This window comes from Pseudomonas sp. HLS-6 TE3448 (genome assembly GCF_053629555.1).
The window spans coordinates 804,671-830,993 of sequence record NZ_JBRJIO010000001.1 but is presented as its reverse complement, the minus strand read 5'-3'; the positions used below and the strand labels follow the sequence as shown (position 1 = coordinate 830,993).

Here is a 26,323-nt window from a genome sequence, read left to right as displayed (position 1 = left end):
TAGCGATAGTGTCGGAAGTGCTTCGGTCGAATAGATCGGCAGCGGTGAAAAAGGTGGTTGACAGCGAGTTGAAACGCTGTAGAATTCGCCTCCCGCTAACGAGAGATCGAAGCGAGTCAAGTGGTTGAAGTTGAACGGAAAATTCTGAAAAACTTCAAAATAAACGCTTGACAGAGACAGAGGAAAGCGTAGAATGCGCGCCTCGGTTGAGACGAAAAGCTCTTAACCAACCGCTCTTTAACAATCGAATCAAGCAATTCGTGTGGGTGCTTGTGAAATCAGACTGATAGTCAAAAAGATTATCAGCATCACAAGTGACTACACGAGAAATCGAAATAGTCATTTGAGATTGCTGAGCCAAGTTTAGGGTTTTCTCAAAACCCAAGCAGTATTGAACTGAAGAGTTTGATCATGGCTCAGATTGAACGCTGGCGGCAGGCCTAACACATGCAAGTCGAGCGGATGACGGGAGCTTGCTCCTTGATTCAGCGGCGGACGGGTGAGTAATACCTAGGAATCTGCCTGATAGTGGGGGACAACGTTTCGAAAGGAACGCTAATACCGCATACGTCCTACGGGAGAAAGCAGGGGACCTTCGGGCCTTGCGCTATCAGATGAGCCTAGGTCGGATTAGCTAGTTGGTGAGGTAATGGCTCACCAAGGCGACGATCCGTAACTGGTCTGAGAGGATGATCAGTCACACTGGAACTGAGACACGGTCCAGACTCCTACGGGAGGCAGCAGTGGGGAATATTGGACAATGGGCGAAAGCCTGATCCAGCCATGCCGCGTGTGTGAAGAAGGTCTTCGGATTGTAAAGCACTTTAAGTTGGGAGGAAGGGCAGTAAGCTAATACCTTGCTGTTTTGACGTTACCGACAGAATAAGCACCGGCTAACTCTGTGCCAGCAGCCGCGGTAATACAGAGGGTGCAAGCGTTAATCGGAATTACTGGGCGTAAAGCGCGCGTAGGTGGTTCGTTAAGTTGGATGTGAAATCCCCGGGCTCAACCTGGGAACTGCATCCAAAACTGGCGAGCTAGAGTAGGGCAGAGGGTGGTGGAATTTCCTGTGTAGCGGTGAAATGCGTAGATATAGGAAGGAACACCAGTGGCGAAGGCGACCACCTGGGCTCATACTGACACTGAGGTGCGAAAGCGTGGGGAGCAAACAGGATTAGATACCCTGGTAGTCCACGCCGTAAACGATGTCAACTAGCCGTTGGAATCCTTGAGATTTTAGTGGCGCAGCTAACGCATTAAGTTGACCGCCTGGGGAGTACGGCCGCAAGGTTAAAACTCAAATGAATTGACGGGGGCCCGCACAAGCGGTGGAGCATGTGGTTTAATTCGAAGCAACGCGAAGAACCTTACCAGGCCTTGACATCCAATGAACTTTCCAGAGATGGATTGGTGCCTTCGGGAACATTGAGACAGGTGCTGCATGGCTGTCGTCAGCTCGTGTCGTGAGATGTTGGGTTAAGTCCCGTAACGAGCGCAACCCTTGTCCTTAGTTACCAGCACGTAATGGTGGGCACTCTAAGGAGACTGCCGGTGACAAACCGGAGGAAGGTGGGGATGACGTCAAGTCATCATGGCCCTTACGGCCTGGGCTACACACGTGCTACAATGGTCGGTACAGAGGGTTGCCAAGCCGCGAGGTGGAGCTAATCTCACAAAACCGATCGTAGTCCGGATCGCAGTCTGCAACTCGACTGCGTGAAGTCGGAATCGCTAGTAATCGCGAATCAGAATGTCGCGGTGAATACGTTCCCGGGCCTTGTACACACCGCCCGTCACACCATGGGAGTGGGTTGCACCAGAAGTAGCTAGTCTAACCTTCGGGGGGACGGTTACCACGGTGTGATTCATGACTGGGGTGAAGTCGTAACAAGGTAGCCGTAGGGGAACCTGCGGCTGGATCACCTCCTTAATCGACGACATCAGCTGCTTCATAAGCTCCCACACGAATTGCTTGATTCATTGAAGAAGACGATTGGGTCTGTAGCTCAGTTGGTTAGAGCGCACCCCTGATAAGGGTGAGGTCGGCAGTTCGAATCTGCCCAGACCCACCAATTACTTGTGGTGAAAGCCTGTAGCAATACGGGGCCATAGCTCAGCTGGGAGAGCGCCTGCCTTGCACGCAGGAGGTCAGCGGTTCGATCCCGCTTGGCTCCACCATCTCCACTTGCTTACCACGTCAAAGCTTAGAAATGAATATTCGCGTCGAATATTGATTTCTGAACTTTTTCAGAATCGTTCTTTAAAAATTTGGGTATGTGATAGAAATAGACTGAATAGCACTTTCACTGGTGTTTATTCAGGCTAAGGTAAAATTTGTGAGTGTCTCTTAAGTCTTTAAGAGTATTGCGAATTTTCGGCGAATGTCGTCTTCACAGTATAACCAGATTGCTTGGGGTTATATGGTCAAGTGAAGAAGCGCATACGGTGGATGCCTTGGCAGTCAGAGGCGATGAAAGACGTGGTAGCCTGCGATAAGCTTCGGGGAGTCGGCAAACAGACTTTGATCCGGAGATCTCTGAATGGGGGAACCCACCTAGGATAACCTAGGTATCTTGTACTGAATACATAGGTGCAAGAGGCGAACCAGGGGAACTGAAACATCTAAGTACCCTGAGGAAAAGAAATCAACCGAGATTCCCTTAGTAGTGGCGAGCGAACGGGGACTAGCCCTTAAGTTGATTTGAGATTAGCGGAACGCTCTGGAAAGTGCGGCCATAGTGGGTGATAGCCCTGTACGCGAAAATCTCTTATCAATGAAATCGAGTAGGACGGAGCACGAGAAACTTTGTCTGAATATGGGGGGACCATCCTCCAAGGCTAAATACTACTGACTGACCGATAGTGAACTAGTACCGTGAGGGAAAGGCGAAAAGAACCCCGGAGAGGGGAGTGAAATAGATCCTGAAACCGTATGCGTACAAGCAGTGGGAGCCTACTTGTTAGGTGACTGCGTACCTTTTGTATAATGGGTCAGCGACTTATATTCAGTGGCGAGCTTAACCGAATAGGGGAGGCGTAGCGAAAGCGAGTCTTAATAGGGCGTTTAGTCGCTGGGTATAGACCCGAAACCGGGCGATCTATCCATGGGCAGGTTGAAGGTTAGGTAACACTGACTGGAGGACCGAACCGACTACCGTTGAAAAGTTAGCGGATGACCTGTGGATCGGAGTGAAAGGCTAATCAAGCTCGGAGATAGCTGGTTCTCCTCGAAAGCTATTTAGGTAGCGCCTCATGTATCACTGTAGGGGGTAGAGCACTGTTTCGGCTAGGGGGTCATCCCGACTTACCAAACCGATGCAAACTCCGAATACCTACAAGTGCCGAGCATGGGAGACACACGGCGGGTGCTAACGTCCGTCGTGAAAAGGGAAACAACCCAGACCGTCAGCTAAGGTCCCAAAGTCATGGTTAAGTGGGAAACGATGTGGGAAGGCTTAGACAGCTAGGAGGTTGGCTTAGAAGCAGCCACCCTTTAAAGAAAGCGTAATAGCTCACTAGTCGAGTCGGCCTGCGCGGAAGATGTAACGGGGCTCAAACCATGCACCGAAGCTACGGGTGTCACTTAGGTGACGCGGTAGAGGAGCGTTCTGTAAGCCTGTGAAGGTGAGTTGAGAAGCTTGCTGGAGGTATCAGAAGTGCGAATGCTGACATGAGTAACGACAATGGGAGTGAAAAACTCCCACGCCGAAAGACCAAGGTTTCCTGCGCAACGTTAATCGACGCAGGGTTAGTCGGTCCCTAAGGCGAGGCTGAAAAGCGTAGTCGATGGAAAACAGGTTAATATTCCTGTACTTCTGGTTATTGCGATGGAGGGACGGAGAAGGCTAGGCCAGCTTGGCGTTGGTTGTCCAAGTTTAAGGTGGTAGGCTGAGATCTTAGGTAAATCCGGGATCTTAAGGCCGAGAGCTGATGACGAGTGCTCTTTAGAGCGCGAAGTGGTTGATGCCATGCTTCCAAGAAAAGCTTCTAAGCTTCAGATAACCAGGAACCGTACCCCAAACCGACACAGGTGGTTGGGTAGAGAATACCAAGGCGCTTGAGAGAACTCGGGTGAAGGAACTAGGCAAAATGGCACCGTAACTTCGGGAGAAGGTGCGCCGGTGAGGGTGAAGGACTTGCTCCGTAAGCCCATGCCGGTCGAAGATACCAGGCCGCTGCGACTGTTTATTAAAAACACAGCACTCTGCAAACACGAAAGTGGACGTATAGGGTGTGACGCCTGCCCGGTGCCGGAAGGTTAATTGATGGGGTTAGCTAACGCGAAGCTCTTGATCGAAGCCCCGGTAAACGGCGGCCGTAACTATAACGGTCCTAAGGTAGCGAAATTCCTTGTCGGGTAAGTTCCGACCTGCACGAATGGCGTAACGATGGCGGCGCTGTCTCCACCCGAGACTCAGTGAAATTGAAATCGCTGTGAAGATGCAGTGTATCCGCGGCTAGACGGAAAGACCCCGTGAACCTTTACTATAGCTTTGCACTGGACTTTGAATTTGCTTGTGTAGGATAGGTGGGAGGCTTTGAAGCGTGGACGCCAGTTCGCGTGGAGCCATCCTTGAAATACCACCCTGGCAACTTTGAGGTTCTAACTCAGGTCCGTCATCCGGATCGAGGACAGTGTATGGTGGGTAGTTTGACTGGGGCGGTCTCCTCCTAAAGAGTAACGGAGGAGTACGAAGGTGCGCTCAGACCGGTCGGAAATCGGTCGTAGAGTATAAAGGCAAAAGCGCGCTTGACTGCGAGACAGACACGTCGAGCAGGTACGAAAGTAGGTCTTAGTGATCCGGTGGTTCTGTATGGAAGGGCCATCGCTCAACGGATAAAAGGTACTCCGGGGATAACAGGCTGATACCGCCCAAGAGTTCATATCGACGGCGGTGTTTGGCACCTCGATGTCGGCTCATCACATCCTGGGGCTGAAGCCGGTCCCAAGGGTATGGCTGTTCGCCATTTAAAGTGGTACGCGAGCTGGGTTTAGAACGTCGTGAGACAGTTCGGTCCCTATCTGCCGTGGACGTTTGAGATTTGAGAGGGGCTGCTCCTAGTACGAGAGGACCGGAGTGGACGAACCTCTGGTGTTCCGGTTGTCACGCCAGTGGCATTGCCGGGTAGCTATGTTCGGAAGAGATAACCGCTGAAAGCATCTAAGCGGGAAACTTGCCTCAAGATGAGATCTCACTGGAGCCTTGAGCTCCCTGAAGGGCCGTCGAAGACTACGACGTTGATAGGTTGGGTGTGTAAGTGCTGTGAGGCATTGAGCTAACCAATACTAATTGCCCGTGAGGCTTGACCATATAACACCCAAGCAATTTGCGTCGAAAGGCCAGATTGCGGTGTTGTGAAGACGAAACGAACCGAAAGTTTGCGACTCACAACTATCACATACCCGATTTGCTGGAGCGTCGAAAGACGGTCTGGTACACAGAATTTCTTGACGACCATAGAGCATTGGAACCACCTGATCCCATCCCGAACTCAGCAGTGAAACGATGCATCGCCGATGGTAGTGTGGGGTTTCCCCATGTGAGAGTAGGTCATCGTCAAGATTAAATTCCGAAACCCCTATCTGCACACGCAGGTAGGGGTTTTGTCTTTGTGGCCTGGAAAACATCGCCAGCAGGGCGGCTGTCGCTATTTCACGTTTTTGGGCTGGCTTGTGGCCTCTAAGCGGCTGGCAGTGTGCGATCCCCTCAGGGACGCCCCTCCATGGCTGGGCTTTCCGGCGCCCAGGTCGTCTCTCGTGGCTACAGATTTCTATGCAAGTCTTCGAGGCATGGCTATCATGCCTGCCTCATTGTGAGTCGAGATTGGCATGCTGAAGTTGTTAAACCTCCTTAAAGATGGCCGGTTTCATTCCGGACAGGCGCTGGGGGCCGCCTTGGGTGTCAGTCGCAGTGCTGTCTGGAAGCAGTTGCAGCACCTTGAGGCTGAGCTGAACTTGCCTATTTATAAAGTCCGCGGTCGCGGTTATCAGCTGGCGACGCCATTGTCATTGCTGGAAACGGCGGCAATTGCAGAGCGATCTGTCGGCGAGTCGTGGCCGGCATTGATTTTCGACTCAATCGACTCGACAAATGCCCAGGCGCTCCGTGAGGTCAATGAGGGGCGAGTTGCTCCTTTTATTGTTCTGGCTGAGCGGCAAACGGCCGGGCGAGGCCGTCGTGGGCGTAGTTGGGCCAGTCCGTTTGCAGAGAACCTTTATTACAGCCTGGTACTGCGTATAGAGGGTGGTATGCGCCAGTTGGAGGGGCTTAGCCTGGTCGTTGGCTTGGCGGTGATGCGCACGCTACATGCCTATGGTGTCAGTGGCGCAGGTCTTAAGTGGCCAAACGATGTGTTGGTGAATAATCAAAAAATTGCCGGTATCTTGCTTGAACTTGTAGGTGATCCTGCAGATGTTTGCCACGTGGTGATGGGCGTTGGGATCAACGTCAACATGCAGGCCAGCAGTGAAGTGGATCAGCAATGGACGTCGATATGGCGAGAGGTTGGGGAGGTCGTTGATCGCAATCAACTGGTTGCCCTGCTCAATCAGAACCTGCAGGAAGACCTGGTTCGGCATCGGCAGTCGGGATTTGCGGTATTCCAAGGTGAGTGGGAGAAGGCGCATCTCTGGCAAGGTCGCGCGGTATCGCTTATCGCGGGTAGTCATCAGGTCGATGGTGTGGTGAGAGGCATTGATCGTCAGGGGGCTCTGCGTCTTGAGGTTGATGGTGTTGAAAAGAGCTTTAGTGGCGGAGAGCTCAGTTTGAGGTTGCGCGATGATTCTTGAGCTCGATTGCGGTAACAGCTTTATCAAATGGCGAATCATTCGCTCTGAGGATGCCTCGATAGTCGCTGGCGGCGTCGTTGAGTCCAATGAAGCATTGATCGCCTCGATCCATGCAGTTCCAGGTAGCGCCCCTCGATGCTGTCGCTTGGTCAGTGTCAGGGGGGAGGATGAGACAGCAGGGCTGCGTGCAGCTCTGGTTGAGCAGTTCGGTCTGCTGGTTGTTAGTGCTGAGCCGGCGAGAGAGTTGGGCGGGGTCCGTAACGGCTATGAGGATTTCCAGCGATTGGGGCTGGATCGTTGGTTGGCGCTTTTGGGTGGCTATCATCTGGCCAAGGGTGCTTGTGTGGTTATCGACTTCGGTACAGCGGTAACGGCCGACTTCGTCGCGGCTGACGGGGCTCATCTTGGGGGGTTTATTTGCCCTGGGTTGCCGCTGATGCGTAATCAGCTGCGCACCCATACCCGTCGTATCCGTTATGACGACGCCGCAGCAGAGCGCGCGCTCTCAAGCGTGGAGCCTGGGCGTTCGACTGTCGAAGCGGTTGAGCGTGGCTGCCTGTTAATGCTCCAAGGGTTCGTATTGACACAGGTAGAGCAGGCTCGCTCGCTTTTTGGAGAGGCATTTACACTGTTCCTCACGGGTGGTGATGCGCCCCTGGTTCATCAGGTGGCTCCGTGTGCTCGCGTGGTGCCGGATCTAGTGTTTGTTGGTCTGGCGATAGCCTGCCCCCTGGATTGAGGTATCTATGCGCTGGTTGTTTCTTCTCTTAGTGGTGCTCAATGCTGTTTATTACGTCTGGCATCAGCAAGAAGCGCCTTTGAAGGCAAAGGAGGTAGCCCCGCTGTCTTTGTATAAAGGTAGTCAGCAGGGTATTCGCCTTTTGAGTGAGTCGGGGGCTGGAGGGCGCAGCGCGCAGCAGGCTGAGGATTGTCTCTACATCGGTGGCCTTGCCAAGGTTGAGCAATTGAATGCGCTTCGTCAGCGCTTGGTTTCGTTGGATGTGGCGACTGCGCAGGTGGTTGGGGCGCTGGGTGACAGCCCGGGATTCTGGTTGCAAGTGGCGCCCCCAAGCCGACGTTTACTGGACGAAGCGCTGCTCGCGACACTTTCCCATGATTTCAAAGACTTAAAACATAAAATAATGTTGTGCGAGGGTATTGCAACTGCTGAATAGCTTGATAGAATGGCGCCCGCTTCACAGGGAACACCACTAGTTGGAAAGCCTGTGTAGCGACTGTCAAATTAGCTAACCTCAAGATTTTAATGAGAAAAAGCTTGACAGGAAGGCAGCAAGAGTTGAAAATGCTGCCCACGTTCAGGAGGGGTTCCCGAGCGGCCAAAGGGATCAGACTGTAAATCTGACGTCTACGACTTCGAAGGTTCGAATCCTTCCCCCTCCACCAGTTTAGCGAGAGCTGCAAGCTCCGCGGGTATAGTTTAGTGGTAGAACCTCAGCCTTCCAAGCTGATGATGCGGGTTCGATTCCCGCTACCCGCTCCAGGTTTGCTGTTTTTGCAAAGTGTAAAGCTCTTGTAGCTCAGTTGGTAGAGCACACCCTTGGTAAGGGTGAGGTCAGCGGTTCAAATCCGCTCAAGAGCTCCATATTAACAAGGCAGATATGAAAATATCTGCCTTTGTTTTAATGGTTGGCGTGACTAGTTAAATTCTTCTGCGGGGGACAGTCTCGATGGCTAAGGAAAAGTTCGAACGTAACAAGCCGCACGTAAACGTAGGTACTATTGGTCATGTTGACCATGGTAAAACCACGTTGACTGCTGCGCTGACTCGCGTTTGCTCCGAGGTTTTCGGTTCGGCTAAAGTTGATTTTGATAAGATCGACAGCGCTCCAGAAGAAAAAGCTCGCGGTATCACCATTAATACCGCGCACGTCGAATATGACTCGAACATTCGTCACTATGCTCACGTTGACTGCCCGGGTCACGCTGACTATGTGAAGAACATGATTACTGGTGCCGCCCAGATGGACGGCGCTATCCTGGTTTGCTCGGCCGCCGATGGTCCGATGCCTCAAACCCGTGAGCACATCCTGCTGTCCCGTCAGGTAGGCGTTCCCTACATTGTGGTCTTCCTGAATAAGGCTGACCTGGTAGATGACGCAGAGCTGCTGGAACTGGTTGAGATGGAAGTTCGCGATCTGCTGTCCACCTATGACTTCCCAGGCGACGACACTCCGATCATCATCGGTTCTGCTCGTATGGCACTAGAAGGCAAAGACGACAACGAGATGGGAACCACTGCTGTCAAAAAGCTGGTTGAAACCCTGGATAGCTACATCCCAGAACCAGAGCGTGCCATCGATAAGCCGTTCCTGATGCCAATCGAAGACGTGTTCTCGATCTCGGGTCGCGGTACTGTTGTTACTGGTCGTATCGAGCGTGGTATTGTCCGCGTTCAAGACGCTCTGGAAATCGTTGGTCTGCGCGACACTGCTACCACGACCTGCACTGGTGTTGAAATGTTCCGCAAATTGCTGGACGAAGGTCGTGCTGGCGAGAACTGTGGCGTTCTGCTGCGTGGTACCAAGCGTGATGACGTTGAGCGTGGTCAGGTTCTGGTTAAGCCGGGTTCGGTTAAGCCGCACACCAAGTTCACTGCAGAAGTTTACGTTCTGAGCAAGGAAGAAGGCGGTCGTCATACTCCGTTCTTCAAGGGCTACCGTCCACAGTTCTACTTCCGTACGACTGATGTGACTGGTAACTGCGAGCTGCCAGAAGGCGTTGAAATGGTAATGCCAGGTGACAACATCCAGATGACTGTCACTCTGATCAAAACCATCGCAATGGAAGATGGCCTGCGTTTCGCTATCCGTGAAGGCGGTCGTACCGTCGGCGCTGGTGTAGTTGCAAAGGTTCTCGAATAAGTAGTTGATTTATTTCTATCGGGCCGACATAATGGTCGGCCTGATTAAGCTTTTAGGTCAGTAGCTCAATTGGCAGAGCGACGGTCTCCAAAACCGTAGGTTGGGGGTTCGATTCCCTCCTGACCTGCCAGATTCACCTCGTGTGTCTGGCTTTCTTTTCACAGGATCCTCCTAGATGACTTCCAAGTCTGAAGCCCAAGACTCTCGTTTTGATCTGCTCAAGTGGCTTGCTGTTGTCGCTTTGGTGATCGTAGGCGTTGTTGGTAACCAATACTACAGCGCATCCCCGATTCTGTACCGCGTAATCGCGCTCCTTGTTCTTGCTGCTGCCGCTGCCTTTGTTGCGCTGCAGACGGCTAAGGGTAGGTCGTTTTTTGCGCTGGCTAAGGAAGCTCGTACCGAGATTCGTAAAGTTGTATGGCCAACCCGCCAAGAAACCACTCAGACCACCCTTATCGTAGTGGCGGTCGTTCTGGTTATGGCGCTGCTGTTGTGGGGGCTTGATTCCCTGCTCGGTTGGTTGATTTCGTTGATTGTCGGCTAAGGGTGTCCCGTGGCTAAGCGTTGGTACGTCGTGCATGCTTACTCGGGTTACGAGAAGCATGTCATGCGCTCGTTGATCGAGCGCGTAAAACTGGCTGGCATGGAAGACGGTTTCGGCGAAATTCTGGTCCCGACCGAAGAAGTGGTCGAGATGCGCAATGGCCAGAAGCGCAAGAGCGAGCGTAAGTTCTTTCCAGGCTACGTATTGGTTCAGATGGACATGAACGAAGGGACTTGGCACTTGGTCAAGGATACCCCTCGCGTCATGGGCTTCATCGGTGGTACAGCAGATAAACCTGCGCCTATCACTGATAAAGAAGCAGAGGCGATTCTCCGTCGTGTTGCTGATGGCAGCGACAAGCCGAAGCCGAAGACGTTGTTTGAGCCGGGCGAGGTCGTTCGTGTTATCGACGGTCCGTTCGCTGATTTCAACGGAACTGTCGAAGAAGTTAACTACGAGAAGAGCAGGCTGCAGGTCGCAGTGCTCATTTTCGGACGCTCTACTCCGGTGGAGCTCGAGTTCAGTCAGGTCGAGAAGGTCTAACTGAACCCAGCATCCCATACCCCGCAGCCTTGTGCTGCGGGGTTTTGTCGTCACTGGGATAAAACGTAAGTAATCCGGGGAGCCATCAGGCGTTCGTACCCGATATTGGAGTAGCTCATGGCTAAGAAGATTCAGGCTTACATCAAGCTGCAAGTAAAGGCCGGCCAGGCCAACCCAAGCCCACCCGTTGGTCCTGCATTGGGTCAACACGGTGTGAACATCATGGAATTCTGCAAGGCCTTCAACGCCCGTACTCAGGGTCAAGAGCCAGGTCTGCCGACTCCAGTGATCATCACTGTTTACAGTGACCGCAGCTTCACCTTCGAAACCAAGAGCACCCCTGCTTCGGTTCTGCTGAAGAAAGCAGCTGGCCTGACCAGCGGTTCGGCTCGTCCGAACACTGTCAAGGTTGGTACTGTGAACCGCGCTCAGCTGGAAGAGATCGCAAAAGCTAAGAAAGCTGATCTGACTGCCGCTGACCTGGAAGCAGCCGTGCGTACCATCGCCGGTTCTGCTCGCAGCATGGGCCTCAACGTGGAGGGTGTGTAATGGCTAAGCTGACCAAGCGCCAAAAGGCCATCGCTTCGAAGGTTGAAGCTGGCAAAGTTTACAACTTTGAAGACGCAGCAGCTCTGCTGGCCGAACTGTCCACCGTGAAGTTCAGCGAGTCCTTCGACGTTGCAGTCAACCTCGGTGTTGACCCGCGTAAATCTGACCAGGTTGTTCGCAGCGCTACTGTGCTGCCGCACGGCACTGGCAAGACCGTACGCGTAGCTGTCTTCACTCAGGGTCCAGCTGCTGAGGCCGCTCTGGCTGCCGGCGCTGACCGTGTAGGTATGGACGATCTGGCTGCCGAAATGAAAGGCGGCGATCTGAACTATGACGTCGTTATTGCCTCCCCGGACGCAATGCGTGTTGTAGGTCAGCTGGGTCAGGTACTGGGTCCTCGCGGCCTGATGCCAAACCCGAAGGTTGGTACTGTAACTCCAGACGTAGCTACCGCGGTTAAAAACGCCAAGGCTGGTCAGGTTCGTTATCGCACCGACAAAAACGGCATCATCCACACCTCCGTTGGCAAAGTCGGCTTTGATGCTGTCAAGCTGAAGGAAAACGTTGAAGCCCTGATCGCTGATCTGAAGCGTATCAAGCCAGCTTCTTCGAAAGGTATCTACGTCAAGCGCGTTACCCTGAGCACCACTATGGGCCCAGGTCTGGTCATCGATCAGAGCTCGCTGAGCGCGTAAGACACGGGTGGGTGCGAGTGATCGCGCCCGCTTTGCAAGATTGGGGTCCCTGCCTGGCGGGGGCTATCCAAGACCGTAGGCGACGCAAGTCTTAAACCTCAAGCCTACGCAGATGGTGCTCCCGATTCCTTACCGAATCAGACACCAAAACGACATTCGGCCTCGGTCGAATGAAACGGTAACAAGCAGGAGTTAAACCCGTGGCAATTAAACTCGAAGACAAGAAGGCCATCGTCGCTGAAGTCAACGAGGCTGCCAAAGCTGCTCTGTCCGCTGTCGTGGCTGATGCCCGTGGCGTGACTGTAGGCGCTATGACCGGACTCCGTAAAGAGGCTCGTGAAGCTGGCGTTTACGTACGTGTTGTACGTAACACCCTGCTCAAGCGTGCAGTTGCTGACACTGAATACAGTGTCCTCAACGACGCCTTCACCGGCCCGACCTTGATCGCGTTCTCCAACGAACATCCAGGCGCTGCTGCCCGTTTGTTCAAGGAATTCGCTAAAGGTCAGGACAAGTTCGAGATCAAGGCAGCTGCGTTCGAGGGCAAGTTCCTCGCAGCAAACGAGATCGACGTGTTGGCTTCGCTGCCAACTCGCGACGAAGCCATTGCAAGGCTGATGAGCGTGATTCAAGGCGCTACCAGCAAGCTGGCTCGTACTTTGGCGGCCGTTCGCGACCAGAAAGAAGCTGCTGCTGCCTAAGGCACCGCAAGCGCTTTCGAAATCATACGTTTAATTTGATGGCTGCGTAGGCTGTCACCCCAATACAGGAATTTATAGTCATGTCTCTGACTAACGAACAAATCATCGAAGCAATCGGCCAGAAAACCGTTCTGGAAGTTGTTGAGCTGATCAAAGCAATGGAAGAAACCTTCGGTGTTACCGCTGCTGTTGCCGCTGCTGGCCCAGCTGCTGCCGCTGCCGTTGTTGAAGAGCAAACCGAGTTCACCGTTAAACTGGTTGAAGCCGGCGACAAGAAAGTAAACGTCATCAAGGCTGTTCGTGAAGCCACCGGTCTGGGCCTGAAAGAAGCCAAGGCTGTTGTTGATGACCTGGGCGTCGTGAAAGAGAACGCTTCGAAAGAAGAAGCTGAAGCTCTGAAGAAAGCTCTGGAAGAAGCAGGCGCTAAAGTCGAAGTTAAGTAACTCCGACTTTGCGTATCCAGCCCAAGCGTTAAGCGAACGGCTGATGGCTGGTGGCTCTTGCCACCGGCCTTTTTCCGTTATTGGCGGCCGACCAGGTCGGCCCCGATAACGAGCTGCAACCACCGAGACGGTGGCGCAAACCAAGGGGTTTGCACGATTTTCTGGCTGCTTCCGTCGGGAGGAGCCAAACAAGCAGGTGACCAAGCTGGGGAACGCTGATGGCTTACTCATACACTGAGAAAAAACGTATCCGCAAGGACTTTAGCAAGTTGCCGGACGTCATGGATGTGCCTTACCTCCTGGCCATCCAGCTGGATTCGTATCGTGAATTCTTGCAAGCGGGAGCGACCAAAGATCAGTTCCGCGACGTGGGCCTGCATGCGGCCTTCAAATCGGTTTTCCCGATCATCAGCTACTCCGGCAATGCTGCCTTGGAGTACGTTGGCTATCGTCTGGGCGAACCGGCTTTTGATGTCAAAGAATGCGTACTGCGCGGCGTAACCTTCGCCGTACCACTGCGGGTGAAGGTGCGTCTGATCATTTTCGACAAAGAGTCGTCGAACAAAGCGATCAAGGACATCAAAGAGCAAGAAGTCTACATGGGTGAAATCCCCCTGATGACTGAAAACGGTACCTTCGTTATTAACGGTACCGAGCGTGTTATCGTTTCCCAGCTGCACCGTTCGCCAGGTGTGTTCTTCGACCACGACCGTGGCAAGACTCACAGCTCTGGCAAACTGTTGTACTCGGCTCGGATCATTCCTTACCGTGGTTCGTGGTTGGACTTCGAATTCGACCCGAAAGACTGCGTATTCGTTCGTATCGACCGTCGCCGCAAACTGCCGGCTTCGGTGCTGCTGCGCGCGCTGGGCTACAGCACTGAAGAAGTGTTGAACGCTTTCTACACCACCAACGTTTTCCATGTTTCCGGTGAAAAACTCAGCCTGGAACTGGTTCCTCAGCGTCTGCGTGGCGAAATCGCAGTCATGGACATCCATGACGAGACCGGCAAGGTGATCGTGGAGCAGGGCCGTCGTATTACTGCCCGTCACATCAACCAGCTCGAAAAGGCAGGCGTCAAGCACCTGGACGTTCCAATGGAATACGTCTTGGGTCGCACCACCGCCAAGGCCATCGTGCACCCGGCTACCGGCGAAATCCTGTGTGAGTGCAACACCGAACTGACCACCGAGCTGCTGATCAAGATCGCCAAGGCTCAGGTTGTCCGTATCGAGACGCTCTACACCAACGATATCGACTGCGGTCCGTTCATTTCGGATACCCTGAAAATCGACTCCACCGGCAACCAGCTGGAAGCCCTGGTCGAGATCTACCGCATGATGCGTCCGGGCGAGCCGCCAACCAAGGACGCTGCCGAGACCCTGTTCAACAACCTGTTCTTCAGCGCCGAGCGGTACGATCTGTCCGCTGTTGGCCGCATGAAGTTCAACCGTCGTATCGGTCGTACCGAGATCGAGGGTTCGGGCGTACTGAGCAAGGAAGACATCGTCGAGGTTCTGAAGACCCTGGTCGACATCCGTAACGGCAAAGGTATCGTCGATGACATCGACCACCTGGGTAACCGCCGTGTACGTTGTGTTGGCGAAATGGCTGAGAACCAGTTCCGTGTTGGCCTGGTGCGCGTTGAGCGTGCGGTCAAGGAACGTCTGTCGATGGCAGAAAGCGAAGGCCTGATGCCGCAAGACCTGATCAACGCCAAGCCGGTTGCGGCGGCGGTGAAAGAGTTCTTCGGTTCGAGCCAGCTGTCCCAGTTCATGGACCAGAACAACCCGCTCTCCGAAATTACCCACAAGCGTCGTGTCTCTGCACTCGGCCCTGGCGGTCTGACTCGTGAGCGCGCGGGCTTTGAGGTTCGTGACGTACACCCGACTCACTATGGTCGCGTTTGCCCGATCGAGACCCCTGAAGGTCCGAACATCGGTCTGATCAACTCCTTGGCCGCATATGCGCGCACCAACCAGTACGGCTTCCTGGAAAGCCCGTACCGTGTGGTGAAAGAGGGCGTTGTTACCGACGAGATCGTGTTCCTGTCGGCGATCGAAGAAGCGGATCACGTCATCGCTCAGGCTTCGGCCGCGATGAACGACAAGAAGCAACTGATCGATGAACTGGTAGCCGTTCGTCACCTGAACGAATTCACCGTCAAGGCGCCGGAAGACGTCACCCTGATGGACGTTTCGCCGAAGCAGGTAGTTTCGGTTGCAGCGTCGCTGATTCCGTTCCTCGAGCACGACGACGCCAACCGTGCGTTGATGGGTTCGAACATGCAGCGTCAGGCTGTACCAACCTTGCGTGCTGACAAGCCGCTGGTCGGTACCGGTATGGAGCGCAACGTAGCACGCGACTCCGGCGTTTGCGTTGTGGCTCGCCGTGGTGGCGTTATCGACTCCGTCGATGCCAGTCGTATCGTGGTCCGTGTTGCCGATGATGAAGTCGAAACCGGCGAAGCGGGTGTCGACATCTACAACCTGACCAAGTACACCCGCTCTAACCAGAACACCTGCATCAACCAGCGTCCGCTGGTGAGCAAAGGTGATCGCGTCGAGCGTGGCGACATCATGGCTGACGGCCCGTCCACCGACATGGGTGAACTGGCGCTGGGTCAGAACATGCGCATCGCGTTCATGGCATGGAACGGCTTCAACTTCGAAGACTCCATCTGCCTGTCCGAGCGTGTGGTTCAGGAAGACCGTTTCACCACGATCCACATTCAGGAACTGACCTGTGTGGCCCGTGACACCAAGCTTGGCCCAGAGGAAATCACCGCAGACATCCCGAATGTGGGTGAAGCTGCGCTGAACAAGCTGGACGAAGCCGGTATCGTTTATGTTGGTGCCGAGGTTGGCGCTGGCGATATTCTGGTCGGCAAGGTCACGCCAAAAGGCGAGACCCAACTGACTCCGGAAGAAAAACTGCTGCGTGCGATCTTCGGTGAGAAGGCTAGCGACGTTAAAGACACCTCCCTGCGCGTGCCGACTGGCACCAAAGGTACTGTCATCGACGTTCAGGTCTTCACCCGTGATGGTGTCGAGCGCGATAGCCGTGCGCTGTCCATCGAGAAGATGCAGCTGGACGAAATCCGTAAAGACCTCAACGAAGAGTTCCGTATCGTCGAAGGTGCAACCTTCGAGCGTCTGCGTGCAGCCCTGAATGGTCAGATCGTTGAAGGTGGTGCGGGCCTGAAGAAAGGCACCGAGATCACTAACGAAGTTCTGGACGGTCTGGAGCACGGCCAGTGGTTCAAACTGCGCATGGCCGAAGACGCGCTGAACGAGCAACTGGAGAAGGCCCAGGCCTACATCGTTGATCGTCGCCGTCTGCTGGACGACAAGTTCGAAGACAAGAAGCGCAAGCTGCAGCAGGGCGATGACCTCGCTCCAGGCGTACTGAAGATCGTCAAGGTCTACCTGGCAATCCGTCGTCGCATCCAGCCGGGCGACAAGATGGCTGGTCGTCACGGTAACAAGGGTGTGGTCTCTGTGATCATGCCTGTCGAAGACATGCCGCACGATGCCAACGGTACGCCGGTAGACGTGGTACTCAACCCGCTGGGTGTACCATCGCGTATGAACGTCGGTCAGATCCTGGAAACCCACCTGGGCCTCGCGGCCAAGGGCTTGGGCGAGAAGATCAACCGCATGCTCGAAGAGCAGCGTAAAGTCGCTGAACTGCGTAAGTTCCTCACCGAGATCTACAACGAGATCGGTGGTCGTCAGGAGAACCTGGAGTCGTTCACCGACCAGGAAATCCTTGACCTGGCCAAAAACCTGAAAGGCGGTGTGCCAATGGCAACTCCGGTCTTCGATGGTGCCAAGGAGCAAGAAATCAAGGCCATGCTGAAACTGGCAGACATGCCAGAAAGCGGCCAGATGCAGCTGTTCGACGGTCGTACCGGCAACAAGTTCGAGCGTCCAGTGACCGTTGGTTACATGTACATGCTCAAGCTGAATCACTTGGTGGACGACAAGATGCACGCGCGTTCCACTGGTTCTTATAGCCTGGTTACTCAGCAGCCGCTGGGTGGTAAGGCGCAGTTCGGTGGTCAGCGTTTCGGGGAGATGGAAGTGTGGGCGCTGGAAGCATACGGCGCGGCATACACCCTGCAAGAAATGCTCACAGTGAAGTCGGACGACGTGAACGGTCGGACCAAGATGTACAAAAACATCGTGGACGGCGATCACCGTATGGAGCCGGGCATGCCCGAGTCCTTCAACGTGTTGATCAAAGAGATTCGTTCGCTCGGTATCGATATCGATCTGGAAACCGAATAACACGTGACGCGAATCGGGAGCGTGGCTGAACAAGCCCGCTCCCTGCTCCGCCAGGAGGAAAGGCCTTGAAAGACCTACTGAATTTGCTGAAAAACCAGGGTCAAGTCGAAGAGTTCGACGCCATCCGTATCGGATTGGCCTCGCCTGAGATGATCCGTTCGTGGTCGTTCGGTGAAGTTAAAAAACCGGAAACCATCAACTACCGTACGTTCAAACCCGAGCGTGACGGTCTGTTCTGCGCCAAAATTTTTGGTCCAGTCAAGGACTACGAGTGCCTGTGCGGTAAGTACAAGCGCCTGAAGCACCGTGGTGTTATCTGTGAGAAGTGCGGCGTTGAAGTCGCCCTGGCCAAGGTTCGTCGTGAGCGCATGGCGCACATCGAGCTGGCCTCTCCGGTTGCCCACATCTGGTTCCTGAAGTCCCTGCCGTCGCGTATCGGCTTGCTGATGGACATGACCCTGCGTGATATCGAACGTGTTCTCTACTTCGAGAGCTATGTCGTTATCGATCCAGGCATGACCACCCTTGAAAAGGGTCAACTGCTGAACGATGAGCAGTACTTCGAAGCGCTGGAAGAGTTCGGCGACGACTTCGACGCTCGCATGGGCGCCGAAGCTGTACGTGAGCTGCTGCACGCTATCGATCTGGAGCACGAAATTGGCCGCCTGCGCGAAGAGATTCCGCAGACCAACTCGGAAACCAAGATCAAGAAGCTGTCCAAGCGTCTGAAGCTGATGGAGGCCTTCCAGGGCTCCGGCAACCTGCCTGAGTGGATGGTTCTGACCGTTCTGCCGGTTCTGCCGCCAGATCTGCGTCCATTGGTTCCGCTGGACGGCGGTCGTTTCGCGACCTCCGACCTGAACGATCTGTATCGTCGGGTGATCAACCGTAACAACCGTCTGAAGCGCCTGCTCGACCTGTCCGCGCCAGATATCATCGTGCGCAACGAAAAGCGCATGCTGCAGGAAGCGGTCGACGCACTGCTCGACAACGGCCGTCGTGGCCGCGCCATCACTGGCTCGAACAAGCGTCCTCTGAAATCCCTGGCTGACATGATCAAGGGTAAGCAAGGTCGTTTCCGTCAGAACTTGCTCGGTAAGCGCGTTGACTACTCTGGCCGTTCGGTAATTACCGTAGGTCCGACCCTGCGTCTGCACCAGTGCGGTCTGCCGAAGAAGATGGCTCTGGAGCTGTTCAAGCCGTTCATTTTCGGCAAGCTGGAGATGCGCGGTCTGGCGACCACCATCAAAGCGGCCAAGAAAATGGTCGAGCGCGAGCTGCCAGAGGTCTGGGACGTCCTTGCCGAAGTGATTCGCGAACACCCCGTACTGCTTAACCGTGCACCGACCCTTCACCGTCTGGGTATCCAGGCTTTTGAACCGGTACTGATCGAAGGTAAGGCTATCCAGCTGCACCCGTTGGTCTGTGCTGCGTACAACGCCGACTTCGACGGTGACCAGATGGCCGTTCACGTGCCGCTGACGCTGGAAGCCCAGCTGGAAGCGCGCGCGCTGATGATGTCGACCAACAACATCCTGTCGCCAGCCAACGGTGAGCCGATCATCGTTCCTTCGCAGGACGTGGTACTGGGTCTGTACTACATGACCCGTGAGGCCATCAACGCCAAGGGCGAAGGTCGCGTTTTTGCTGACCTGCAGGAAGTCGACCGCGTGTTCCGCGCTGGTGAGGCCGCCCTGCACGCCAAGATCAAGGTTCGTATCAACGAAACCGTCAATGATCGTGATGGTGGCAGCGTCAAGAACACCCGTATCGTCGACACAACCGTTGGCCGTGCGCTGCTGTTCCAGGTGGTTCCGGCCGGCCTGTCGTACGACGTGGTCAACCAGCCGATGAAGAAAAAGGCGATCTCCAAGCTGATCAACCAATGCTACCGCGTTGTTGGTCTGAAAGAGACCGTGATCTTCGCTGACCAGTTGATGTACACCGGTTTTGCCTACTCGACCATTTCTGGCGTTTCCATCGGTGTTAACGACTTCGTTATCCCGGATGAGAAAGCCCGCATCATCGGTACTGCTACCGACGAAGTGAAGGAGATCGAGAGCCAGTACGCTTCCGGCCTGGTAACCCAGGGCGAGAAGTACAACAAGGTAATCGACCTGTGGTCGAAGGCGAACGACGAAGTTTCCAAGGCGATGATGGCCAACCTCTCGAAAGAGAAGGTTATCGACCGTGATGGCAACGAAGTCGAGCAAGAGTCCTTCAACTCCATGTACATGATGGCTGACTCCGGTGCTCGGGGTTCGGCAGCTCAGATTCGTCAGTTGGCCGGTATGCGTGGTCTGATGGCCAAGCCGGACGGCTCGATCATCGAGACGCCTATCACCGCGAACTTCCGTGAAGGTCTGAGCGTACTGCAGTACTTCATCTCGACTCACGGTGCTCGTAAGGGGCTTGCGGATACCGCGTTGAAAACTGCGAACTCCGGTTATCTGACGCGTCGTCTGGTAGACGTTGCGCAGGATCTGGTAGTGACCGAGATCGATTGCGGCACCGAACAGGGCCTGCTGATGACGCCGCACATTGAAGGTGGCGACGTCGTTGAGCCGCTGGGTGAGCGCGTACTTGGTCGTGTAATTGCCCGTGACGTATTCAAGCCTGGCACCGACGAAGTCATCGTCCCTGCTGGCACTCTGGTAGACGAGAAGTGGGTTGAGTTCATCGAACTGAACAGCATCGATGAAGTTATCGTGCGCTCGCCGATCAGCTGTGAAACCCGTTACGGTATCTGTGCCAAGTGCTACGGTCGTGACCTGGCTCGCGGTCATCAGGTCAACATCGGTGAGGCTGTCGGCGTTATCGCTGCCCAGTCGATCGGTGAGCCTGGTACCCAGCTGACCATGCGTACGTTCCACATCGGTGGTGCTGCAAGCCGTACTTCGGCTGCCGACAGCGTCCAGGTGAAGAACGGCGGTATGGTTCGCCTGCACAACCTCAAGCAGGTTGAGCGTGCCGACGGCAATCTGGTCGCGGTCTCGCGTTCCGGTGAGCTGGCCATTGCCGACGAATTCGGTCGTGAGCGTGAGCGCTACAAGCTGCCTTACGGTGCTGTGATTTCGGTCAAGGAAGGTGACAAGGTCGACGCTGGCGCGATCGTTGCCAAGTGGGACCCGCACACCCACCCGATCGTTACCGAAATGAAAGGTACCGTGACCTTCGTGGGCATGGAAGAAGGCATTACCATCAAGCGTCAGACCGACGAATTGACTGGTTTGACCAACATCGAAGTATTGGACGTTAAAGACCGTCCGGCTGCAGGTAAGGAAATTCGTCCTGCAATCAAGATGGTCGACGCCAATGGCAAGGATCTGCTGCTGCCAGGTACCGATGTACCAGCTCAGTACTTCCTGCCGGCGAACGCCCTGGTTGGTGTTGCTGACGGTGCGCAAATCGGTGTGGGTGACGTTATCGCACGTATCCCGCAAGAAACTTCCAAGACCCGTGACATTACCGGTGGTCTGCCGCGCGTTGCTGACTTGTTCGAAGCGCGTCGTCCGAAGGAAGCGTCGATTCTCGCCGAAGTCAGCGGTACCATTGCATTCGGTAAAGAAACCAAGGGCAAGCGCCGCCTGGTCATCACGCCGAACGATGGCAGCGAGCCGTACGAAGAGCTGATTCCGAAGTGGCGTCACCTGAACGTCTTCGAAGGCGAACAAGTGAACCGTGGTGAAGTTATCTCCGACGGTCCAAGCGATCCGCACGACATCCTGCGTCTGCTGGGTGTGAGCGCGCTGGCCAAGTACATCGTCAACGAGATTCAGGACGTTTACCGTCTGCAAGGCGTTAAGATCAACGACAAGCACATCGAGACCATCTTGCGTCAGATGCTGCGTAAGGTTGAGATCGCCGAGTCGGGTGATTCCAGCTTCATCAAGGGCGACCAGATGGAGTTGACCCAGGTATTGGTAGAGAACGAGCGCTTGGCTTCTGAAGACAAGTTCGTCTCCAAGTTCTCGCGCGTACTGTTGGGTATCACCAAGGCTTCGCTCTCCACCGAGTCGTTCATCTCGGCGGCCTCCTTCCAGGAGACCACCCGAGTGCTGACCGAAGCGGCGGTAACCGGCAAGCGCGATTACCTGCGCGGCCTGAAAGAGAACGTGGTCGTAGGTCGTCTGATCCCGGCCGGTACCGGTCTGGCTTACCACAGCGAGCGCAAGCGTCGCCGTGATGCCGACAAGCCGCTGCGTGTAAGTGCCAGTGAGGTGGAAGCCGCACTGACTGAAGCGCTGAACTCCAGCGGCAACTAAGCGTAAGGCCCTGGTGGCCTCACTCCAGTCGTCGGTGACTGTTATTGTCACCGACAGCCGGGGAGGGGAGGCTGGGGCCTTGCCTTGACTGGGGACAAGATCCTCTTTAGACTCTTGTACCCCTAAATTTGGTGGGACTTCGTCCTGCCATTTTGCTTTTCTTGCAAGACAATAGCGTCGCAAGACAACAGTGGAGCTAGTAGATGGCAACTATCAACCAGCTGGTACGTCAGCCGCGTAAGCGTATCGTCGAGAAATCCGACGTTCCTGCGCTGCAGAACTGCCCGCAACGTCGTGGCGTATGCACTCGTGTGTACACCACCACGCCGAAAAAACCTAACTCGGCACTGCGTAAAGTATGCCGTGTGCGTCTGACCAACGGTTTCGAGGTTTCCTCGTACATCGGTGGTGAAGGCCACAACCTGCAAGAGCACAGCGTGGTGCTGATTCGTGGCGGTCGTGTAAAAGACTTGCCAGGTGTTCGTTACCACACCGTTCGCGGTTCCCTGGATACCTCCGGCGTCAAAGGTCGTAACCAAGGCCGTTCGAAGTACGGTACCAAGCGTCCGAAGTAATCGGCCGTTTGCAGCAGTTTGCAGTTATTCATTTTATTGAGTCGATAAGAGTAAGGTCGGGCACGCACCCAGTGGGTCAGGTGTCCCGGGCTAACCTGAAGACCGTTTGAGGGCTTATCAATGCCAAGACGTCGTGTAGCAGCCAAGCGTGAGATTCTGGACGATCCGAAATACGGAAGCCAGATTCTCGCCAAGTTCATGAACCACGTGATGGAAAGCGGCAAGAAGGCCGTAGCCGAGCGCATCGTTTACGGTGCTCTGGATACCGTCAAAGCACGCAAGAACAGCGATCCCCTGGAAATCTTCGAGAAAGCTCTCGACGCCATCGCTCCGCTGGTCGAAGTAAAGTCGCGCCGTGTTGGCGGTGCCACTTACCAGGTTCCTGTTGAAGTTCGTCCATCCCGTCGTAACGCGCTGGCAATGCGCTGGCTGGTAGACTACGCCCGCAAGCGTGGCGAGAAGTCCATGGCGCTGCGCCTGGCCGGCGAACTGCTGGATGCTGCTGAAGGCAAAGGTGCTGCAGTCAAGAAGCGTGAAGACGTACACCGTATGGCTGAAGCCAACAAGGCTTTCTCGCACTACCGCTTCTAATCACAGCATCAATTTTTTTGCGAGGGCTTTATGGCTCGTACTACAGCAATTAACCGCTACCGTAACATCGGTATCTGTGCGCACGTTGATGCGGGCAAGACTACCACTACCGAGCGGATCCTGTTCTACACAGGCCTGAGCCACAAAATGGGCGAGGTGCATGATGGCGCCGCGACCACCGACTGGATGGTTCAGGAGCAGGAGCGGGGTATTACCATTACCTCTGCTGCCGTTACTACCTTCTGGAAGGGTTCCCGTGGTCAGTACGACAACTACCGCGTAAACGTCATTGATACACCGGGCCACGTTGACTTCACTATTGAAGTAGAGCGTTCGCTGCGTGTACTCGACGGCGCTGTCGTTGTGTTCTGCGGTACCTCCGGTGTTGAGCCTCAGTCCGAAACCGTATGGCGTCAGGCCAACAAGTACGGTGTTCCACGTGTTGTTTACGTGAACAAGATGGACCGTGCAGGTGCTAACTTCCTGCGCGTAGTTGGTCAGATCAAGAACCGCCTGGGTCACACCCCGGTTCCTGTCCAGCTGGCTATCGGTTCGGAAGAGAACTTCGTAGGTCAGGTTGATCTGATCAAGATGAAGGCGATCTACTGGAACGACGACGATAAGGGCACCACCTATCGCGAGGAAGAAATTCCTGCTGATATGCTGGAGCTGGCTGAAGAGTGGCGCGCCAATATGGTCGAAGCCGCTGCTGAGGCCAACGAAGAGCTGATGAACAAGTACCTTGAAGAAGGTGAGCTGTCCGTCGAAGAAATCAAGGCTGGTCTGCGTGCGCGCACCCTGGCTAGCGAGATCGTTCCGGCTGTCTGCGGCTCTTCCTTCAAGAACAAGGGTGTTCCTCTGGTTCTCGATGCTGTTATCGACTACCTGCCTGCTCCTACCGAGATTCCTGCGATCAAGGGTATCCACCCTGACCTGATCGAGAAACCGAAGGATGAGCTGGTCGCAGCAGACTATAGCGAGCGTCATGCCGATGATAGCGAGCCTTTCTCGGCTCTGGCATTCAAGATTGCTACCGACCCGTTCGTTGGTACTCTGACTTTCGTTCGTGTTTACTCGGGTATGCTGCTGTCCGGCGACTCTGTGATCAACTCGGTCAAAGGTAAGAAAGAGCGCGTTGGTCGTATGGTGCAGATGCACGCCAACCAGCGCGAAGAGATCAAGGAAGTGCTGGCGGGCGACATTGCTGCGCTGATCGGCATGAAGGACGTTACCACCGGTGATACCCTTTGCAATGCCGAAAATCCGATCATTCTTGAGCGTATGGACTTTCCTGAGCCGGTAATTTCGGTGGCTGTTGAGCCGAAAACCAAGCAGGATCAGGAAAAGATGGGTATCGCACTGGGCAAATTGGCTCAGGAAGACCCGTCGTTCCGCGTCAAGACCGACGAAGAAACCGGCCAGACCATTATCTCGGGTATGGGCGAGCTTCACCTGGACATCCTCGTTGACCGCATGAAGCGCGAGTTCAACGTCGAAGCCAACATCGGTAAGCCGCAGGTTTCTTACCGCGAGCAGATCACCAAGGACAACGTCGAGATCGAAGGCAAGTTCGTTCGTCAGTCCGGTGGTCGTGGTCAGTTCGGTCACTGCTGGATTCGCTTCTCGCAGCCGGATGTGGACGCGAGCGGCAACATCACCGAAGGCCTGGTTTTCACTAACGAGGTTGTGGGTGGTGTGGTTCCGAAGGAATACATCCCGGCTATCCAGAAGGGTATCGAAGAGCAGATGAAGAACGGCATCGTTGCCGGCTATCCGCTGATCGGCCTGAAGGCAACCGTGTTTGATGGTTCCTACCACGACGTCGACTCCAACGAGATGGCGTTCAAGGTGGCGGCCTCCATGGCGACCAAGCAGCTGGCCACGAAAGGCGGCGGTAAAGTGCTTGAGCCGATCATGAAGGTGGAAGTTGTGACCCCTGAGGACTACATGGGTGACGTGATGGGTGACCTGAACCGTCGTCGTGGTCTGATCCAGGGTATGGAAGATTCGGTGTCCGGCAAGGTTGTCCGTGCTGAAGTTCCGCTCGGAGAGATGTTCGGTTATGCAACCGACGTTCGTTCCATGTCTCAGGGTCGCGCGAGCTACTCCATGGAATTCTCCAAATACGCTGAGGCTCCGTCGAACATCGTCGAAGCGCTCGTTAAAAAACAAGGCTGATTCAGTCCTTTAGGCTAGGAGTTAATTGTCGTGGCTAAAGAAAAATTTGATCGTTCCCTTCCGCACGTCAACGTTGGCACCATCGGTCACGTTGACCATGGTAAAACCACTCTGACTGCTGCTCTGACTCGCGTCTGCTCCGAAGTTTTCGGTTCGGCTGTTGTCGAATTCGACAAGATCGACAGCGCTCCAGAAGAGAAAGCTCGCGGTATCACCATCAACACCGCGCACGTCGAGTACAACTCGAACATTCGTCACTACGCTCACGTTGACTGCCCAGGTCACGCTGACTACGTGAAGAACATGATCACTGGTGCTGCTCAGATGGACGGCGCTATCCTGGTTTGCTCGGCCGCCGATGGTCCGATGCCACAAACCCGTGAGCACATCCTGCTGTCCCGTCAGGTAGGCGTTCCGTACATCGTGGTCTTCCTGAACAAGGCTGACCTGGTAGACGACGCAGAGCTGCTGGAACTGGTTGAGATGGAAGTTCGCGACCTGCTGTCCACCTATGACTTCCCAGGCGACGACACTCCGATCATCATCGGTTCTGCTCGTATGGCGCTGGAAGGCAAAGACGACAACGGCATGGGCACCACCGCTGTCAAGAAGCTGGTTGAAACTCTGGACAGCTACATCCCAGAGCCAGAGCGCGCTATCGACAAGCCGTTCCTGATGCCAATCGAAGACGTATTCTCGATCTCTGGTCGTGGTACTGTTGTTACCGGTCGTATCGAGCGTGGTATCGTCCGCGTTCAAGACGCTCTGGAAATCGTTGGTCTGCGTGACACCACCACCACCACCTGCACCGGTGTTGAGATGTTCCGCAAGCTGCTGGACGAAGGTCGTGCTGGCGAGAACTGCGGCGTTCTGCTGCGTGGTACCAAGCGTGACGACGTTGAGCGTGGTCAGGTTCTGGTTAAGCCAGGTTCGGTTAAGCCGCACACCAAGTTCACCGCAGAAGTTTACGTTCTGAGCAAGGAAGAAGGCGGCCGTCATACTCCGTTCTTCAAAGGCTACCGTCCACAGTTCTACTTCCGTACTACTGACGTGACTGGTAACTGCGAGCTGCCAGAAGGCGTTGAAATGGTAATGCCAGGTGACAACATCCAGATGACTGTCACTCTGATCAAAACCATCGCAATGGAAGATGGTCTGCGTTTCGCTATCCGCGAAGGCGGTCGTACCGTCGGCGCTGGCGTCGTAGCCAAAATCATCGAGTAATATTCGATGCTTTGAAAAGCCCCCGCTCAGCGGGGGCTTTTTTTATTGGGT

Annotated in this window: 16 protein-coding genes, 6 tRNA genes and 3 rRNA genes; all 25 read left to right on the top strand. The window is 54.8% G+C overall.

Translation table 11 applies throughout. The features are described 5' to 3' along the window. The first annotated feature begins 393 nt into the window (after positions 1–393). The 25 genes from AB7M23_RS03980 to tuf (AB7M23_RS03860) all read left to right on the top strand — a co-directional run bounded on the left by AB7M23_RS03980 (position 394) and on the right by tuf (AB7M23_RS03860) (position 26,272). A 16S ribosomal RNA gene (locus tag AB7M23_RS03980) occupies positions 394–1,930 on the top strand. Between the two features lie 65 nt (positions 1,931–1,995). Beyond that, positions 1,996–2,072, top strand: a tRNA-Ile gene (locus tag AB7M23_RS03975). A gap of 30 nt (positions 2,073–2,102) precedes the next feature. Continuing rightward, a tRNA-Ala gene (locus tag AB7M23_RS03970) sits at positions 2,103–2,178 on the top strand. 244 nt (positions 2,179–2,422) lie between these two features. After that, a 23S ribosomal RNA gene (locus tag AB7M23_RS03965) occupies positions 2,423–5,312 on the top strand. 136 nt (positions 5,313–5,448) lie between these two features. Continuing rightward, a 5S ribosomal RNA gene (gene rrf, locus AB7M23_RS03960) occupies positions 5,449–5,564 on the top strand. Together the 16S, 23S and 5S rRNA genes with 2 tRNA genes alongside form the textbook arrangement of a ribosomal RNA operon. 266 nt (positions 5,565–5,830) lie before the next feature. After that, complete coding sequence (birA, locus tag AB7M23_RS03955) at positions 5,831–6,790, top strand: bifunctional biotin--[acetyl-CoA-carboxylase] ligase/biotin operon repressor BirA (protein ID WP_454240241.1); 960 nt, start codon at positions 5,831–5,833, stop codon at positions 6,788–6,790. After that, positions 6,780–7,529, top strand: coding sequence for a pantothenate kinase (locus tag AB7M23_RS03950; protein WP_454240240.1), 750 nt, complete (start codon positions 6,780–6,782; stop codon positions 7,527–7,529). The genes birA and AB7M23_RS03950 overlap by 11 nt, the downstream gene beginning before the upstream one ends. A gap of 7 nt (positions 7,530–7,536) precedes the next feature. Continuing rightward, positions 7,537–7,965, top strand: coding sequence for a hypothetical protein (locus AB7M23_RS03945; protein WP_454240239.1), 429 nt, complete (start codon positions 7,537–7,539; stop codon positions 7,963–7,965). A 144-nt stretch (positions 7,966–8,109) separates the two neighbouring features. After that, positions 8,110–8,194, top strand: a tRNA-Tyr gene (locus tag AB7M23_RS03940). A 23-nt stretch (positions 8,195–8,217) separates the two neighbouring features. Further along, a tRNA-Gly gene (locus AB7M23_RS03935) sits at positions 8,218–8,291 on the top strand. Between the two features lie 26 nt (positions 8,292–8,317). Further along, positions 8,318–8,393: transfer RNA gene (locus AB7M23_RS03930), tRNA-Thr, on the top strand. Between the two features lie 85 nt (positions 8,394–8,478). Next, the gene (tuf, locus tag AB7M23_RS03925) at positions 8,479–9,672 is read left to right on the top strand and encodes an elongation factor Tu (protein WP_102051728.1); all 1,194 of its coding nucleotides are present in this window, start codon (positions 8,479–8,481) and stop codon (positions 9,670–9,672) included. Positions 9,673–9,726: 54 nt separating this feature from the next. Further along, positions 9,727–9,802: transfer RNA gene (locus AB7M23_RS03920), tRNA-Trp, on the top strand. Positions 9,803–9,847: 45 nt separating this feature from the next. Next, positions 9,848–10,216, top strand: coding sequence for a preprotein translocase subunit SecE (secE, locus tag AB7M23_RS03915; protein ID WP_065761374.1), 369 nt, complete (start codon positions 9,848–9,850; stop codon positions 10,214–10,216). A 9-nt stretch (positions 10,217–10,225) separates the two neighbouring features. Next, positions 10,226–10,759 carry a transcription termination/antitermination protein NusG gene (nusG, locus tag AB7M23_RS03910; RefSeq protein WP_065761373.1) on the top strand — a complete coding sequence of 178 codons (534 nt, stop codon included), beginning with the start codon at positions 10,226–10,228 and terminating at the stop codon, positions 10,757–10,759. Positions 10,760–10,876: 117 nt separating this feature from the next. Then, positions 10,877–11,308 (top strand): 50S ribosomal protein L11, encoded by a 432-nt coding sequence (gene rplK, locus AB7M23_RS03905; RefSeq protein WP_065761372.1) that lies wholly within the window; start codon positions 10,877–10,879, stop codon positions 11,306–11,308. Beyond that, positions 11,308–12,003 (top strand): 50S ribosomal protein L1, encoded by a 696-nt coding sequence (gene rplA, locus AB7M23_RS03900; RefSeq protein ID WP_065761371.1) that lies wholly within the window; start codon positions 11,308–11,310, stop codon positions 12,001–12,003. Before rplK ends, rplA begins: the two co-directional genes overlap by 1 nt. Positions 12,004–12,203: 200 nt before the next feature. Continuing rightward, on the top strand, positions 12,204–12,704 hold the full coding sequence (rplJ, locus tag AB7M23_RS03895; protein WP_065761370.1) for a 50S ribosomal protein L10: 501 nt from the start codon (positions 12,204–12,206) through the stop codon (positions 12,702–12,704). An 80-nt stretch (positions 12,705–12,784) separates the two neighbouring features. Next, positions 12,785–13,147: a 50S ribosomal protein L7/L12 gene (gene rplL, locus AB7M23_RS03890; protein ID WP_065761369.1), complete on the top strand. Its 363-nt coding sequence runs from the start codon at positions 12,785–12,787 to the stop codon at positions 13,145–13,147. Between the two features lie 218 nt (positions 13,148–13,365). Next, entirely contained in the window at positions 13,366–17,439 is a 4,074-nt protein-coding gene (gene rpoB / locus AB7M23_RS03885; protein ID WP_065761368.1) for a DNA-directed RNA polymerase subunit beta, read from the top strand. Positions 17,440–17,504: 65 nt separating this feature from the next. Further along, complete coding sequence (rpoC, locus tag AB7M23_RS03880; RefSeq protein WP_065761367.1) at positions 17,505–21,704, top strand: DNA-directed RNA polymerase subunit beta'; 4,200 nt, start codon at positions 17,505–17,507, stop codon at positions 21,702–21,704. A 203-nt stretch (positions 21,705–21,907) separates the two neighbouring features. Next, positions 21,908–22,279: a 30S ribosomal protein S12 gene (gene rpsL, locus AB7M23_RS03875; protein WP_003186084.1), complete on the top strand. Its 372-nt coding sequence runs from the start codon at positions 21,908–21,910 to the stop codon at positions 22,277–22,279. 120 nt (positions 22,280–22,399) lie between these two features. Continuing rightward, positions 22,400–22,870 (top strand): 30S ribosomal protein S7, encoded by a 471-nt coding sequence (gene rpsG / locus AB7M23_RS03870; RefSeq protein WP_003246741.1) that lies wholly within the window; start codon positions 22,400–22,402, stop codon positions 22,868–22,870. Between the two features lie 30 nt (positions 22,871–22,900). After that, positions 22,901–25,048 carry an elongation factor G gene (gene fusA / locus AB7M23_RS03865; protein WP_454240238.1) on the top strand — a complete coding sequence of 716 codons (2,148 nt, stop codon included), beginning with the start codon at positions 22,901–22,903 and terminating at the stop codon, positions 25,046–25,048. A 30-nt stretch (positions 25,049–25,078) separates the two neighbouring features. Beyond that, positions 25,079–26,272: an elongation factor Tu gene (gene tuf / locus AB7M23_RS03860; protein WP_099775969.1), complete on the top strand. Its 1,194-nt coding sequence runs from the start codon at positions 25,079–25,081 to the stop codon at positions 26,270–26,272. The last annotated feature ends 51 nt before the right edge of the window (positions 26,273–26,323 follow it).